The 13,723-nt window shown below is 70.1% G+C and carries 15 protein-coding genes and 1 pseudogene; 13 read left to right on the top strand and 3 right to left on the bottom strand.

Going from position 1 to position 13,723, the window contains the following annotated elements:
• Positions 1–319 precede the first annotated feature (319 nt).
• The gene (locus KGA66_RS24735) at positions 320–799 is read right to left on the bottom strand and encodes a hemerythrin domain-containing protein (protein WP_211471190.1); all 480 of its coding nucleotides are present in this window, start codon (positions 797–799) and stop codon (positions 320–322) included.
• A gap of 220 nt (positions 800–1,019) precedes the next feature.
• On the opposite strand from KGA66_RS24735, the gene KGA66_RS24730 reads away from it, so the two are divergent.
• The 5 genes from KGA66_RS24730 (at position 1,020) to ctaD (ending at position 7,654) form a co-directional block, all read left to right on the top strand.
• Positions 1,020–1,592 (top strand): hydrogenase maturation protease, encoded by a 573-nt coding sequence (locus tag KGA66_RS24730; RefSeq protein WP_211471188.1) that lies wholly within the window; start codon positions 1,020–1,022, stop codon positions 1,590–1,592.
• A gap of 348 nt (positions 1,593–1,940) precedes the next feature.
• Complete coding sequence (locus KGA66_RS24725; protein ID WP_211471186.1) at positions 1,941–2,222, top strand: hypothetical protein; 282 nt, start codon at positions 1,941–1,943, stop codon at positions 2,220–2,222.
• Between the two features lie 135 nt (positions 2,223–2,357).
• Positions 2,358–2,849 (top strand): carboxymuconolactone decarboxylase family protein, encoded by a 492-nt coding sequence (locus KGA66_RS24720; RefSeq protein WP_211471184.1) that lies wholly within the window; start codon positions 2,358–2,360, stop codon positions 2,847–2,849.
• Positions 2,849–5,638 (top strand): aconitate hydratase, encoded by a 2,790-nt coding sequence (locus tag KGA66_RS24715; protein ID WP_211471182.1) that lies wholly within the window; start codon positions 2,849–2,851, stop codon positions 5,636–5,638. The genes KGA66_RS24720 and KGA66_RS24715 overlap by 1 nt, the downstream gene beginning before the upstream one ends.
• A 291-nt stretch (positions 5,639–5,929) precedes the next feature.
• Positions 5,930–7,654 carry an aa3-type cytochrome oxidase subunit I gene (gene ctaD / locus KGA66_RS24710; RefSeq protein WP_211471180.1) on the top strand — a complete coding sequence of 575 codons (1,725 nt, stop codon included), beginning with the start codon at positions 5,930–5,932 and terminating at the stop codon, positions 7,652–7,654.
• A 186-nt stretch (positions 7,655–7,840) separates the two neighbouring features.
• On the opposite strand, the gene KGA66_RS24705 is transcribed toward ctaD, so the two are convergent.
• On the bottom strand, positions 7,841–8,290 hold the full coding sequence (locus tag KGA66_RS24705) for a site-specific integrase (RefSeq protein ID WP_211471178.1): 450 nt from the start codon (positions 8,288–8,290) through the stop codon (positions 7,841–7,843).
• Between the two features lie 7 nt (positions 8,291–8,297).
• Between KGA66_RS24705 and KGA66_RS24700 the strand changes: the two genes are divergently transcribed.
• The 8 genes and pseudogenes from KGA66_RS24700 to KGA66_RS24670 all read left to right on the top strand — a co-directional run bounded on the left by KGA66_RS24700 (position 8,298) and on the right by KGA66_RS24670 (position 12,700).
• On the top strand, positions 8,298–8,636 hold the full coding sequence (locus KGA66_RS24700; protein ID WP_211471176.1) for a hypothetical protein: 339 nt from the start codon (positions 8,298–8,300) through the stop codon (positions 8,634–8,636).
• Positions 8,637–9,295: 659 nt separating this feature from the next.
• The gene (locus KGA66_RS24695) at positions 9,296–9,853 is read left to right on the top strand and encodes a TetR/AcrR family transcriptional regulator (RefSeq protein ID WP_211471173.1); all 558 of its coding nucleotides are present in this window, start codon (positions 9,296–9,298) and stop codon (positions 9,851–9,853) included.
• Positions 9,850–10,743 carry an aldo/keto reductase gene (locus tag KGA66_RS24690; RefSeq protein WP_211471172.1) on the top strand — a complete coding sequence of 298 codons (894 nt, stop codon included), beginning with the start codon at positions 9,850–9,852 and terminating at the stop codon, positions 10,741–10,743. The genes KGA66_RS24695 and KGA66_RS24690 overlap by 4 nt, the downstream gene beginning before the upstream one ends.
• A gap of 75 nt (positions 10,744–10,818) precedes the next feature.
• Positions 10,819–11,079, top strand: coding sequence for an MDR/zinc-dependent alcohol dehydrogenase-like family protein (locus KGA66_RS24685; RefSeq protein WP_211471170.1), 261 nt, complete (start codon positions 10,819–10,821; stop codon positions 11,077–11,079).
• A 123-nt stretch (positions 11,080–11,202) separates the two neighbouring features.
• Positions 11,203–11,535: pseudogene (locus KGA66_RS32275) on the top strand (MFS transporter); the annotation flags it as partial.
• Between the two features lie 73 nt (positions 11,536–11,608).
• The gene (locus KGA66_RS24680) at positions 11,609–11,869 is read left to right on the top strand and encodes a hypothetical protein (protein ID WP_211471168.1); all 261 of its coding nucleotides are present in this window, start codon (positions 11,609–11,611) and stop codon (positions 11,867–11,869) included.
• A 283-nt stretch (positions 11,870–12,152) separates the two neighbouring features.
• A complete protein-coding gene (locus KGA66_RS24675) occupies positions 12,153–12,422 on the top strand; it encodes a type II toxin-antitoxin system Phd/YefM family antitoxin (protein WP_211471166.1) in 270 nt (89 codons plus the stop codon).
• Positions 12,419–12,700 carry a type II toxin-antitoxin system RelE family toxin gene (locus KGA66_RS24670; protein WP_211471164.1) on the top strand — a complete coding sequence of 94 codons (282 nt, stop codon included), beginning with the start codon at positions 12,419–12,421 and terminating at the stop codon, positions 12,698–12,700. Before KGA66_RS24675 ends, KGA66_RS24670 begins: the two co-directional genes overlap by 4 nt.
• Positions 12,701–13,009: 309 nt before the next feature.
• On the opposite strand, the gene KGA66_RS24665 is transcribed toward KGA66_RS24670, so the two are convergent.
• Entirely contained in the window at positions 13,010–13,594 is a 585-nt protein-coding gene (locus KGA66_RS24665) for a GNAT family N-acetyltransferase (RefSeq protein WP_369015955.1), read from the bottom strand.
• Between the last annotated feature and the right edge of the window lie 129 nt (positions 13,595–13,723).

Below are 13,723 nucleotides of genomic sequence, written 5' to 3'. Positions count from 1 at the left end.
GGTCGAACCGGTGGAAGCCGGTCCTCAACGCCTTCGAGATGGCCTTCGACGGCCGACTGCACCCGGAGCGGGACTCGGCCGCCGGAGTGAAAACCGGCGACACGCCCTAAAGTCCGACCCCTGATTCGCCGATACTCCAAATAGACCAAAGCCCACCAAAAGAGACACAGACCCCCGTCTCCAGGTGGTCACACGCGCTGATGGCCATGGGTGTGGTCACCGTCCGCTCCCCCTCTGGCTGGCCGGGGTCCATGTCAGGGCCGTGGCGCTGGCCGGGCGGTCAGCGCGCGCCGCGTCGGGCCGTGGTGGCGCTGCCCGGTTACCGGTGCTCCAGCAGGTGGTGGGTGTCGTGCAGCAGAGCACGAAGATCAGCGCCGGTGTCCAGCAGCAGCGGCAACAGCAGTTCGTTCTCCTTGTACAGATGCACGCCGAACAGGCTCTCGATCTGCGCCGCGGTCGCGGCCAGGGCGATCGGCTCGCTCTGTTCACGCAGCACGGCGAGCTGCCCAGCCAGCACCCGGTGCTCCTCGGTCATCGCCTCCACCAGCAGCCGCCCGTCCGCCGCGGCCCGGCCGACAGCGTAGAGGGTGCGCTCCTCGGCCGCCGCGTGCGGCATCAGTTCCTCGTCGAGGAACGCAACCAGCCCCCGGCGCGCGGCGTGCGTGTCACCGCCGTCACGCACCGCGTCCTGCACCGACCGCACGCGATCGGCCAACCCTCGCGCGAGTTGCGCGTGGTGGGCGCGGATCGAACGCACGGCATCCTGCGCACCCGCCGGGTGCGCGATCGGCTCGGACATTGCAGCCTCCTGATGCGGCAGATCCTTTTTTACAAATGGTAGTAGTATTAATGAAGGTGTGGAAGCCCGCAGGAGGTGGGCGTGCGTCACATCCTCGGTGATTGGGCCTCGTGCGGCGGGTCCGCGGCCGCGGCCGAGCGCTGGGAGCAGGAGACGACGATCCCGCGTCCCGTGTTCAGCGCACCGCTTGGACCCCTGTCTTGACCGGAAGGTGAACGTGATGCCGCACCTGCAGGCGATCGTGATCGGCGTCGGCAGCGAGCTGCGCGGCGACGCCGGATTCGGCGCCGCCGTGATCGAGGCGCTGTGCAGACAGCCCGGCCTCGCCGACCGGGTCCGGCTGGCGCGCTGCGACGGCGAGCCGGCCCGCATGATTGAACTGTGGGACGGCTACGGCTGTGCTCTGGTGGTCGACGCGGTGCGCGGCGGACGTGAGGCGTACGGATTCCTGTGCCGGCACGACCTGCCCCGTGACGCACTGCTCGGCTCAACCGGGCCGTGGCCGGGGACACCGTCCGGCGGTGGTACTGGCGGCAGCGCGCATGCGGCGGGCCTGCGAGCGGCGGTGCGCCTGGGCCACATGCTGGGCAGGCTGCCTGATCGGCTGATCCTCTACGCGGTGCACGGCCGCGACTTCCGGCCCGGCGCGCCGCTCTCCCGCCCGGTCGAAGCTGCCGTGCCGCAGCTGGCGGGCCGCATCAGCCGCGATGTCCTCGGTGTCCTGTCCGAGTGCGCGCGGCAGGGCGAACGCCCCGGCGCGCACCGGCCGAGCAACCCTGTCAGGGCCCTGTGATCACGGGCGAGGGTGAGTGCATGAGCGTCGCGCATCCCCAGGGCCGTGAAAATCTCCAGCATGTAGCCCTCGAACCGCCCCCACCTGCCGCTGGGTGAACGCCCGCGGGCGGACCGCGGCCCACTGCTCATGATCACTCAAGGTCATCGCCCACGCCGCCCACCAGCGCCGGCCCGGGTATCTGCATCCGATTCCGACATTGCGTACTGATCGGTATCACCTCCGCTGCGCCCGGCCTCACCTGCCGCCATCCTCGAGCCGGGTGCTTGCAAGGAACCCGCAGGCTCCCGGCGGCAGCCTCGATACCGGTTCGGAAACGAGGGCCTCGACCCCGGAGGTGGATCCGCAATGCGTAACGACCTGGGGTGGGCCCACCTACCGGAAGCCGGTGATCCGGCGCTGGCCGAGTGGCTCGAGGGCGCCTCATGCGGCCCGCATGTGAAGGCGCTGTCGGTACGGGCGGTACACGCCGCGGGCACCGGCGTCAGCGCCGACCAGTGGCGCCACGACGTGCTGGCCGAGCACCCTGATGCCTCAGCGCTGTTGGCCGAGGCCGAGGAGTGTATGCGCGGCGCGGGGCTGTGGCCCTGGCACGAGCGCACCCCCGGCACGCACGAGGCGAGCAGCTAAGGCACCCCCGGACGGTCGGCGGCCGGCCGCGGTCTGCCGCAGCCGGAAACACACCGCGAGGAGCGCTGCGGTCGAACGAAACCCCCCGGCTATTGCGACGGCCGGGTGGGAGCCAATGGTGAAGGAGGAGCGGCGATGCGGGTCGGCTACTGGACAACGTTCCCCGCCGGAGTACACACGCTGGCGGAGCTGGAGCGCGCGCCGCACGCGGCCACCGTGGAACCCGGACTGCTCGAACTGGTGCGGATACGCGCCTCGCAGATCAACGGCTGCGCCTACTGCCTGGCCATACACAACCGGGACCCGCGCGCCCGGGGCGAACACCAGACGCGGCCGGACACGGTGGCGGCCTGGCGGGAGGCGCCGTACCACACCGAGCGGGAGCAGGCCGCGCCGGCCTGGTGCGAAGCGCTGACCGAGCTGCCGCGCACCGGCACGCCCGACGCCGTGTTCGCCGAGTTCGAGGCGCAGTTCTCCCCGCAGGAGATCGCCGCACTGACCTTCGCCGTCGTCGCGATCAACAGCTGGAACCGGCTCGCGGTCGGGCTGCGCGCTAACGTGCTGAGCCTCAACGGCTTGGACCTGCCCGAACGCGCCGACGCGCAGCCTGCGTCCGGGGGTGCCTGATGTCCGCGGACAGCTTCGGCGCGGCCGGCACGCTCGCGGTCGGCGGCACCGGCTACCGGATCTTCCGGGTGGGCGCGCTCGACGGCGCCGATCGGCTGCCCTACAGCCTGAAGGTCCTGCTGGAGAACCTGCTGCGCAACGAGGACGGGCAGCTGGTCACCGCCGCGCAGATCCGGGCGCTGGCCGCCTGGGACCCGGCCGCGACGCCGTCAACGGAGATCGCCTTCACCCCGGCCCGGGTGCTGCTGCAGGACTTCACCGGCGTGCCCTGCCTGGTGGACCTGGCCGCGATGCGCGAGGCGATGGCCGCGCTCGGCGGCGACCCCGCGGCGGTCAGCCCCCAGCGACCGGTCGAGCTTGTCATCGACCACTCGGTGATCGCCGACTTCTTCGGCCGCCCGGACGCGCTGGCACGCAACATCGACCTGGAGTACCGGCGCAACGCCGAACGCTATGCGTTCCTGCGCTGGGGCCAGCAGGCACTGCCCAACCTGCGGGTGGTGCCGCCAGGTACCGGGATCTGCCACCAGGTCAACATCGAGCACCTCGCCCGGGTGGTGTTCGCCGAGGACGGCCTGGCGTTCCCGGACACCCTGGTCGGCACCGACTCGCACACCCCGATGGTCAACGGCCTCGGCGTGCTCGGCTGGGGCGTCGGCGGCATCGAGGCCGAGGCGGCGATGCTCGGCCAACCGCTGTCCATGCTGATCCCCCGGGTGATCGGGGTGCGGCTGTCAGGCGAACTGCCCGAGGGCGCCACAGCTACCGACCTGGTGCTCACCATCGCCGAACTGCTGCGCTCGGTCGGCGTGGTCGGCACGTTCGTGGAGTTCTTCGGCCCCGGGGTCGCGACGGTGCCAGTGCCCAACCGGGCCACCATCGGCAACATGAGTCCGGAATACGGCTGCACCAGCGCGATCTTCCCCATCGACGAGGCGACCCTGGCCTACCTGCGGCTGACCGGCCGTCCCGAGACGCAGGTGACGCTGGTCGAGGCCTACGCCAAGGCACAGGGACTGTGGCACGACCCCGGCCGCCGGCCGCACTACTCCCAGGTCCTGGACCTCGATCTCTCCAGCGTGGCGCCGTCGATCGCCGGACCGAAACGCCCGCATGACCGTATCCCGCTGGCCCGCGCGCCGGAGGCGTTTCGCGCGGTACTCGGCCAGTACGAGCCCGTCAGACCACACCCCGGCGGACTGGACGAGGCCGGCGCGGAATCCTTCCCCGCATCCGACCCGGTCGCGGTCACCGGCAACCGCGAGAGCGACAAGCCGGCCGGACCCGAGACGCCCGCCGGACCTGCCGGGCGTGTGCACCGCCCGGTCAAAGCCACCCTCGGCGACGGCCGGACCGTGCAACTCGACCACGGGGCGGTCGTGATCGCGGCGATCACCTCCTGCACCAACACATCCAACCCCGACGTGATGATCGCCGCCGCGCTGCTGGCGAAGAACGCCGCCGAGCGCGGGCTGGCCCCGAAACCGTGGGTGAAGACCACCCTGGCCCCCGGCTCCCGGGTCGTCATGGACTACTACGAGCGCGCCGGGCTGACCCCCTACCTGGACAAGCTCGGCTTCAACCTGGTCGGCTACGGCTGCACCACCTGCATCGGCAACTCCGGCCCGCTGATCCCCGCCGTCTCCGCCGCGATCGCCGAGGGCGACCTGGCGGCGTGCTCGGTGCTCTCGGGCAACCGCAACTTCGAGGGCCGCATCCACCCCGAGACCAAGCTGAACTACCTGGCCTCCCCGCCGCTGGTCATCGCCTACGCGCTGGCCGGCACCATGGATACGGACCTGACCAGCCAGAGCCTGGGCACCGGCGGCGACGGGCGGCCGGTGTACCTGCGCGAGATCTGGCCTTCCCAGAGCGAGGTCGCCGAGGTCGTCGCCGCCTGCCTGCGCCCGGAGATGTACGAGCGCGAGTACGCCGAGGTGTTCGACGGGGACGAGCGGTGGCGGTCCCTGCCGGTGCCGGCCGGCGAGGCGTTCGCCTGGGACCGCGCCTCCAGCTACGTGCGCCGCCCGCCGTTCTTCGACGCCCTGACCGCGCAGCCGGGTCCGGTGGCCGACATCGAGGGCGCGCGGGTGCTGGTGCTGCTCGGCAACTCGGTGACCACCGACCACATCTCCCCGGCCGGAACCATCCGCTCCGACTCGCCCGCCGGGGCCTACCTGCGGGCGCACGGCGTCGCCCCGGGCGATTTCAACTCCTACGGGTCCCGGCGAGGCAACCACGAGGTGATGATCCGCGGCACCTTCGCGAACATCCGGCTGCGCAATCACCTCGCGCCCGCCACCGAGGGCGGCGTCACCCGCCACCTGCCGGGCGGCGAACGCATGAGCATCTTCGACGCCGCGGGCCGCTACGCCGCCGAGCGCGTGCCGCTGTTGGTGATCGCCGGCACCGAGTACGGCTCCGGTTCGTCCCGGGACTGGGCCGCCAAGGGCACCGCGCTGCTCGGCGTCAAGGCGGTCATCGCCGCCTCCTACGAGCGCATCCACCGCTCCAACCTGATCGGCATGGGCGTGCTGCCACTACAGTTCCAGCCGGGCCAAGACGCCGCCGCCCTCGGCCTGACCGGCGAGGAGATCTACGGCATCCGCGGCCTGGCCGGGGCCGAGACGCCGCCGCACACGCTCACCGTTACCGCGGCGGGCCCCGGCGGCACACAGCAGTTCACTGCGACCGTCCGCATCGACACCCCCGCCGAGGCCGCCTACTACCGGCACGGCGGCATCCTGCCCTATGTCCTGCGCGGACTCGCCCCCACCCACGCCCGGTAGAACCCCGTTCGACCGGCCGGGATGGCCGAAGCTCGCGGCCGAGCATCCGGCGCGGCGCACCCGGTGGCAACCGACGGCTCCGGCCGCAAGGAAGCTGCAGGCTTCAGTCGTGATCGTGCACCGAGAGCCAACGCGCGCGAAGTGCATCCACGGGAGGTGTCACGGCGAGTATCGCGATCAGCGGCCCGAGGCATGTCGGCTGCGCAGCGCTGCCGGCGAGGATTCACCATGTGCCCGACCAGCCCGTTGCGCCGGGCTTGCCGGCCGAAGCGCGACCGGAGGCGCCACCCGATGACCGCCGTCAACGACCCAGTGCAGGCACGCCCCGCGTATGCCGGTCCCCAGCGGAAACCCGGCTCCGCCGTGATCAAGTGGGTCACCACCACAGACCACAAGACCGTCGGGTTCCTGTACCTGATCACCTCCTCCATCTTCTTCGGCCTCGGCGGCCTGCTCGCGTTGCTGCTGCGCACGGAGCTGGCCCGTCCCGGTCTGCAGATCCTGAGCCCGGAGCAGTACAACCAGACCTTCACGATGCACGGCACGATCATGCTGCTGATGTTCGCGACCCCGCTGTTCGCCGGGTTCGCCAACGCGATCATGCCGCTGCAGATCGGTGCGCCGGATGTCGCCTTCCCGCGGCTGAACGCGTTCGCCTACTGGCTGTACCTGTTCGGTTCGCTGATCGCGGTCAGCGGCTTCCTGACCCCGCAGGGCGCGGCCGACTTCGGCTGGTTCGCGTACTCGCCGCTGTCCAGCGCCGTGCACTCCCCCGGGGTCGGTGGCGACCTGTGGATCATGGGCCTGGCCCTCTCCGGCTTCGGCACGATCCTGGGCGCGGTCAACTTCATCACCACGATCATCACGATGCGCGCGCCCGGCATGACGATGTTCCGGATGCCGATCTTCGTCTGGAACATCCTGCTGACCTCGGTGCTGGTCTTGCTGGCCTTCCCGGTGCTGGCGGCGGCGCTGTTCGCGCTGGAGGTCGACCGGCGTCTGGGCGCGCACATCTTCGACGCGGCCAACGGCGGGGCGATCCTGTGGCAGCACCTGTTCTGGTTCTTCGGGCACCCCGAGGTCTACATCGTGGCGATCCCGTTCTTCGGCATCGCGACCGAGATTTTCCCGTTCTTCGCCCGCAAACCGATGTTCGGCTACACCGGCATGGTCTTCGCCACGATGGCCATCACCGGGCTGTCCGCCAGCGTGTGGGCGCACCACATGTTCACCACCGGCGCGGTGATGCTCCCGTTCTTCTCGCTGATGAGCTATCTGATCGCGATCCCGACCGGGGTGAAGTTCTTCAACTGGATCGGCACCCTGTGGCGCGGCTCGCTCTCCTTCGACACCCCGCTGCTGTGGGGCGTCGGGTTCATGGTCACCTTCCTGTTCGGCGGCCTGACCGGGGTCATGCTCGCCTCCCCGCCGATCGACTTCCAGGTGCAGGACTCCTACTTCCTGGTCGCGCACTTCCACTACGTGCTGTTCGGCACCGTGGTCTTCGCGATGTTCGGCGGGTTCTACTTCTGGTGGCCCAAGTGGACCGGGAAGATGCTGGACGAACGGCTCGGGAAGATCCACTTCTGGACCACGTTCATCGGCTTCCAGACCACCTTCCTGGTGCAGCACTGGCTCGGTGCGCAGGGCATGCCGCGGCGCTACGCCGACTACCGGGCCTCCAGCGGCTGGACGACGCTGAACACGATCTCCACGATCGGCGCGTACCTGCTGGGCCTGTCCACCCTGCCGTTCCTCTACAACGTGTATAAGACAGCGAAGACCGGCCGGCGGGTGACCGTGGACGACCCGTGGGGCTGGGGCCGCTCGCTGGAATGGGCCACCTCATGCCCGCCGCCGCGGCACAACTTCACCTCGCTGCCCCGCATCCGCTCCGAATCCCCCGCCTTCGACCTGCACCACCCCGAGGTTGCGCTGCTCGAGATCGAGAGGGGCGAGCGCGCTCGCGCGAAACCGGCGGCGGGCCGCGAAACGGGCAGGCAGCGTCGCGGATGACACGCAGCAGCGCCCCGTGACAATACCCGCGCGCCCCAAGAGTGGCCGTGTGCCGACCCCCTCCCGGCCCCGGTACGGGTTCGTCCGTCAGCGGCGCACCGCGCCGCCGAGAACATCCAGGTCAGGCCATGATTGGTCTCATCGATAACCGCTGCTCCATTGACCCGAGGCCGTTAACAGCCCGTATCACGTGTTGCACCAAGCAGGTGCGCCTGCGTGACGTGGCGGATCAGTCGGCGGGTCGAGTAGTCCGCGGGCGGGGCTTCCGGCCGCCGCGCCGAGCAGACCGAGCTGGTCCAAGCGCACGAACAGCGGCCCGTCGACATGCCCGCGGCGAATCAGTGCGAGCTGATAGCGGCGTACCGCATGCATCGGGCAGTAGCGCAGGTCTGTGCCGCGCGGCACATCCACGTGATCCTCCTTCAACCCGGAGGAGTTGGTCTTCGACAGCCGGACGCGCACCCGCAGCACGTCGCTGTCCCCGTCGCCGTCGCCGTCGCCGTCCTCGGGTTCGGTCAGGTCGTTGAAGTTGACCGCGGCGATTTCGGCGCCGCGCCGGCCCATCGCGGACGCGAGCAGGATCAGCGCCCGATCGCGCAGCCCGTGCAGGTCACCCGCGTCGATCGCGTCGATCATGGCGCGGATGTCGCGAGGCAGCACGGTCCGCGCCGAAAAACAGGTCCGCGACCTGCCGCTGCTTGATGACGAACGCGCCGAGCACGACCCGCACGGCCCGGACACGACGCTCGCCCGCAAGATCATCGCCGCCCACTTCCGCCGCGTGGCTCTCGAGCCGGCCGCCGCCCCCAGGGCGAAACGCGCCGCCCCGCTTCGGACACACCCCAACCGAATACGGGAGTTCAAGGGCGTGTCCGGGGCGGTTGGCGCGGTCCTAGCGCGATGGCAGCGGCGAGGATGGCGGGCGCTGAAGGCTTCCTGGACAAACTTGCAGGTGAGCGCGACCGCTGGGCGGGAGCGCTGATCGAGCAGCCGGACGCGGGTGATGGGTCGGTGCGGGTCGCGACGCGCTGACCTGCGCGTTGTCACTGGCTACGGGTTTGCGCTGACAACGTCATGCGGATCAGCTGACGGCTTCATGCGGTGGATGTCGGCTGTGATCTGCGAGGTGTCGGCAGGTGCGGAATCCGTGCTGACAACTTCGTGCGGGCCCGGCGCGGCCGCTGTGACGGCGAAGGCGCCGCTAAGTCGCTGACCTGGGCAGTGACATCTCATGCGGTTCAGCGACTGACAGATTCGTGCGGAGTCGCACCGCACAGCTCGTTAACGGCCACCCAGCTCCAGCGCAGCGCAAGCCATCCCACATAACTGGAATTATGTTGGGAAGCCCGCGTGCATCCCAGCCCGTCAGATCGGGCCCTTTATCACTTTGTCATTAGCGGTAATTCGCTAATTAGCGCAGCATGGTGCAGCGCGGTCTTCTCGGCAAGGGCGGAAGTCTCAGTTCCCGCTCAAACTGACCACGTTCCACTTGGGTTGACCACAGAGTTGGCCATTTCCGGGACGCGTCCACGGCGGCCCCTGCGACCAGAAGCGTCCGCGGGTACCCACCGCCGCAAAAAGAACATCGGTTCTGCTAGCGTCTCCACTAGCAGAACAGCCGTTCTTTTTACGGGAGGCCTGGTGCCACGGCTCACTGACGCGCGCAAGGATCTGCGGCGCGCCCAGATCACCGAGGCCGCCATGCGCTGCTTCGGGCGCAACGGCCTGGAACGCACCTCGATCGCCGACATCACCGCCGAATCCGGTCTCTCCACCGGCTCGATCTACGCCCACTACCGCAACAAGGCCGAGCTGGTGCAGGCCTCGGCCCGCGCGGCGCTCGCCGAACGGGCCGCAGTCATCGGCGCGTGGGCCGCCAGCGAGACCCCGCCCGACCCCGACGAACTGCTTGCCAGGCTCGTCGCCAGCAAGGACCCGGCGACCGCCCGGGTCGCCGTCCAGATCTGGGGCGAGGCGACCATCGATCCGGCCGTCCGCGCCATCGTCCTCGACATGATCGACCAGACGCGCGCGATGCTGCACGACTGCGTCACGGCCTGGCTGGTCAAGACCGGACACCGCAATCCGGCCGAGGCCCGGCAGCACGCCGCGCCGATCGCCGAGCGGGTCACGGCGTTGTACCTGGCCCAATTTCTGCACACCGCACTGCGACCGCCACCCGAGGAGACGCTGTCATGACCTCCCCAACCGCTTCGCTCGCCGGCCACACCGTCCTCCGGCTCGGGTACGGCGCTATGCAGCTGGAACGCTTGCGCGACCGTCGCGACGAGGCAGTCGCGCTGCTGCGCCGCGCGATCGAACTGGGCGTCAACCACGTGGACACCGCCGAGTTCTACGGCTTCGGATTCGTCAACGACGTCATTCGCGAGGCGATTCGCCCCGAGGACGGCGTCCTCGTCGTCACGAAGATCGGCGCCGACCCGAACCCGGGCGGCCACCCACCGCTGCGCGTAGCCCAGCGGCCCGAGCAGCTGCGCGCCAGCGTCGAGGACAACCTGCGCAGCCTCGGTGTCGAGCAGCTGCAGGTGGTCAACTTGCGCCGCCTGGACTCCGGCCCCGGCCTGCGTCCCGAGGGCGACCAGATCGTCGACATCGACGACCAACTCACCGTACTGACCGCTCTGCGCGACCAGGGCAAGGTAGGCGCGATCGGACTGAGCAGCGTCACCCTCGACGGGCTGCGCCGCGCACAACCGGTCGGCATCACGTGCGTGCAGAACGCCTACAGCCTGGTCTCGCGCACCGACGAGGACATGTTGCAGGCGTGCGCGGCAGAGGACATCGCCTGGGTGCCGTTCTTCCCACTCGGTGGTGCGTTTCCGGGCATGCCCAAGGTGAGCGACGAACCGGCCGTGCACGCCGTGGCTCAGTGCGTGGGTGCCACACCCGCGCAGATCGGGCTGGCCTGGCTCCTGCACCATGCCCCGAACGTGCTGCTCATCCCCGGCACAGCGGACGCCGCGCACCTGGAGGCCAACATGGCCGCCGGCCGGATCACCCTCGACGCCACGGCCATTGCCCACCTCGACGCTGTCGCATCCCGATCCAACGAGGTCCCCCTCGGCTGACCGGATTCGAGCGACCCCGCCCGCCTACGCGCGGCCGCACCGACGCACCGCCAGTTCCAAGCCCAAGGATGGATCATGAAGGCCGTCGTCTACCGCGACGACGGCGCCGCCGATGTTCTGCGACTCGTCGACCGTGCCCTGCCGGCGCCCGACGCCGGCGAGTTTCGTGTGCGCGTCGCGGTGTCCCGGGTCAATCCGACCGACCGGCAGGCCCGCGCCGGCATCGCCCACCCCAAGCAGTTCCCCGAAGTCACCCCGCATCTGGACGGCGCCGGCGTGATCAACGCCGCCGGCGAGGGGTGGATGCGGGCCGGATCGGCCAGCGCGTGTTGCTGAGCGCCTTCTTCTGATGGGAGCGGCGCACCCCTACGCCCTGGCGCCCCGCGCACTGCTGAACGCCCGCAGTTTCCGCAGCGCGGCCGCCATCTACACGCTCACCTACGGAGGCATGAGCGGCGCCTGTTCTGGGTCACGCTCTACTTCCGGGACGTGGCCGGCTGGTCCGTGCTGCGCACCGGATTGCCGTGGCTGTTGCTGAACATCCCGTTTCTGGCCATGGCGCAGTTCGGCGGACGCCTCGACTCCCGTTTCCGGACCGTCACGTTGGTCGTGAGCGGCACGATCATCGCCGCGGTAGGAGTCTTCCTGCTCAGCCGGGCCGGCACGGACGGGCCGTTCGCGCTCAGCGCCCTGGGTTACCTGCTGTACGGCGGCGGCTTCGGTGCTTTCGTGCCGACCACCACGCACGCGGCGATGCGCGACGTGCCGCCCGGTGTGTCCGGCGCGGCTTCGGTGCTTTCGACTGCTCAACGCCTCACGGCAGATCGGCTCGTCCGTCTGCCTTGCGGTACTCGGCACGGTAGGGGTGAACGCGGCGGCCTTCTCGTGGCGCTCGGCGGTGCCCGAACTCGGCAACGGCGTCCGGGAGAAGGCTCTGGACCAGACGCAGAACGTCGCCGGTGGACGCGTGCACGCGGTGACGGATGCGCTCGGCAGCCGGTCCAGCGGCATGGCCGTGCACTCCTTCCTCCACTGCTATCAACCGGCAGTGAGCATCGCCGCGGCCTGCACGGCGCTGGCGGCCGGCGCCGCGTACGCCGGTTACCGGCGACGTCCCGAGCGGTAGCGGCACTGCCGGTCTTCCGTCCGGCGGGGTCGCGGCCGGTGCTGTGGTTCGGTCGCCAGTCGCCCCCGGCGTGAACGACTGCATGGGGAATCCCGTGATGCTGATCGGCTCTTGCTGGACGGTCTTGATCGGGAGGTTCGTGACCGCTGGCAGTGCTGGGCGGCGGCATTGGGCGCCGCCTGCCCTACCTACGCGCTCATGACGAACCCCAGAAGGCGAAAGTAGAAAGTAGGTGTCACGGCGATACTGGCCAGCAAAAGCTGCGAATCGTACACTTTGCAGCATGAGCACCTACACCCTGAGCGAGGCTCGCGCCCACCTGGGCAAGCTCGTCAACCGCGCCCGATACGGCGGGGAGATCGTCGAGCTGACCGAGCACGGCGAGCCCGCCGCGGTGGTGATAAGCCCGGAGCGGCTCGCCTACTACCGGGAGCTGGAGGATGCCCGAGACCTGGCCGAGGCCGAGCGCGTCACCGCCGAGGGCCGACGGGCCGTGCCGCACGCCGAGGTCGCCGCGCAGTTCGGTCTGCGCCCGGACGGCCGCCCCCTGTGACCGACGACGCCGCCGTTCTGTACGAGCTGTCCTGGGAACCCGAGGCGATCGAGCAGCTCGCGTCGCTGGCCAAGAGCTATCCCGAAGCGGCCGCGGGCGTGGTCCCGGCCGTCCACCGGCTGGCCGCCGAGCCACGCCCGGTCGACTCCACCCCGCTGGGCGGTTCCGGCACCTACCGCCGCCTGCAAACCGGCTACATACGGGTCATCTACGCGATCAGCGAGACCACGCACACCGTGCGGGTCGTCCTGGTCGGACGGGCCGACCAGCCCCGCTAGCAGGCATCGGCACCAGCGTGGGCACGGGCTGCGACGCTGCAGGGCAGCCGCTCGTCCGGTCTGCTCGTACCTGATCGTCCGGGGCGAAGCGCAGCGCTTCAACGGGAGGTAGCCCATGTCGGCGTCGACTGCGGAGTCGATGCCGACGAGCTGGAGACCCAGCACACTGATACCGTCATAACGGGTCTGACACCACAGCCGCGGCTCGCGCTGCCTGCCCTGGTCGCGACGGTCTTGCGCTGCGCCGACGCGGAGAAACACCCGCGCCGCGTGGGCGTCCGGCTCCGCTTGCAATCGGTCGGCCGACGCTCAATCCTGCCGGATACGGGCGTGCAGATGCATATCGTGCCGGCCATCGTCGTGCACGGCGGCACTGCGCTTGGTGCCCTCCAGGAGGTAGCCGGACTTCACGGCAACCCGGCAGGAGGCATGGTTGCGTGTCGAGTGGTCCAGATACAGGCGGCAAAAACCGATCTCCGCCAGGGCCCAGGCCGAGAGCGCCGTCACGGCGCAGGTCGCCACACCGGCGCCGCGGGCGGCCGGGAGCACCCAGTAGGCGACGCCGGCGACGCCGTCATCGAAATCCCAGCCGCGGGTGGCAATCCGGCCGAGCACGGCGCCGTCATCGCGGGCGATGGCCCAGTGGCCGCCCTTCTCGCGCTCCCAATCCTGCTGGTAGGCGTCGAACCACTCCCGGACATGGGCCTCGGTGAGGGGGCGGCGCGTGTGCCAGCGACGGATCTCAGCGTCCTGGTAAGCGGAGAGGAACACCGCGGCGTCAGCCGGCTCCCAAGGCCGCAGCTGCAGACCCTGGGCGGCGGGCAGCACGGGCTGAGGGGCACCGGAGACCGAGCCGGTGGGAATCACGGGCGGCGTCGACAATGCGCGAGTCATGAGCCATGCTCCCGCGACGGCGAACTCCCACGTCAAGGGTGCAACGGACACGGAGCCGAGCCGGTGGGCGCGCGGCTTGCCCGGGCCGCCGCTTTCGCCGCTTCTGCCGCTGCTCAGAGACTGCCCGGG

It is taken from the genome of Actinocrinis puniceicyclus (assembly GCF_018283645.1).
Taxonomy (GTDB): domain Bacteria; phylum Actinomycetota; class Actinomycetes; order Streptomycetales; family Catenulisporaceae; genus Actinocrinis; species Actinocrinis puniceicyclus.
The sequence above is the reverse complement of the archived record's forward strand: the minus strand, read 5'-3'. Positions and strand labels throughout refer to the sequence as shown.

Excerpts from the sequence above, each read along its gene's own strand:
- KGA66_RS24690 (WP_211471172.1), top strand. The coding sequence starts at position 9,850 with ATGACCTCCCCAACCGCTTCGCTCGCCGGCCACACCGTCCTCCGGCTC.
- KGA66_RS24675 (WP_211471166.1), top strand. The coding sequence starts at position 12,153 with ATGAGCACCTACACCCTGAGCGAGGCTCGCGCCCACCTGGGCAAGCTC.
- ctaD (WP_211471180.1), top strand. The coding sequence starts at position 5,930 with ATGACCGCCGTCAACGACCCAGTGCAGGCACGCCCCGCGTATGCCGGT.
- KGA66_RS24715 (WP_211471182.1), top strand. The coding sequence starts at position 2,849 with ATGTCCGCGGACAGCTTCGGCGCGGCCGGCACGCTCGCGGTCGGCGGC.
- KGA66_RS24725 (WP_211471186.1), top strand. The coding sequence starts at position 1,941 with ATGCGTAACGACCTGGGGTGGGCCCACCTACCGGAAGCCGGTGATCCG.
- KGA66_RS24665 (WP_369015955.1), bottom strand. The coding sequence starts at position 13,594 with ATGACTCGCGCATTGTCGACGCCGCCCGTGATTCCCACCGGCTCGGTC.
- KGA66_RS24685 (WP_211471170.1), top strand. The coding sequence starts at position 10,819 with ATGAAGGCCGTCGTCTACCGCGACGACGGCGCCGCCGATGTTCTGCGA.
- KGA66_RS24705 (WP_211471178.1), bottom strand. The coding sequence starts at position 8,290 with ATGATCGACGCGATCGACGCGGGTGACCTGCACGGGCTGCGCGATCGG.
- KGA66_RS24720 (WP_211471184.1), top strand. The coding sequence starts at position 2,358 with ATGCGGGTCGGCTACTGGACAACGTTCCCCGCCGGAGTACACACGCTG.
- KGA66_RS24735 (WP_211471190.1), bottom strand. The coding sequence starts at position 799 with ATGTCCGAGCCGATCGCGCACCCGGCGGGTGCGCAGGATGCCGTGCGT.
- KGA66_RS24700 (WP_211471176.1), top strand. The coding sequence starts at position 8,298 with ATGTCGCGAGGCAGCACGGTCCGCGCCGAAAAACAGGTCCGCGACCTG.
- KGA66_RS24730 (WP_211471188.1), top strand. The coding sequence starts at position 1,020 with ATGCCGCACCTGCAGGCGATCGTGATCGGCGTCGGCAGCGAGCTGCGC.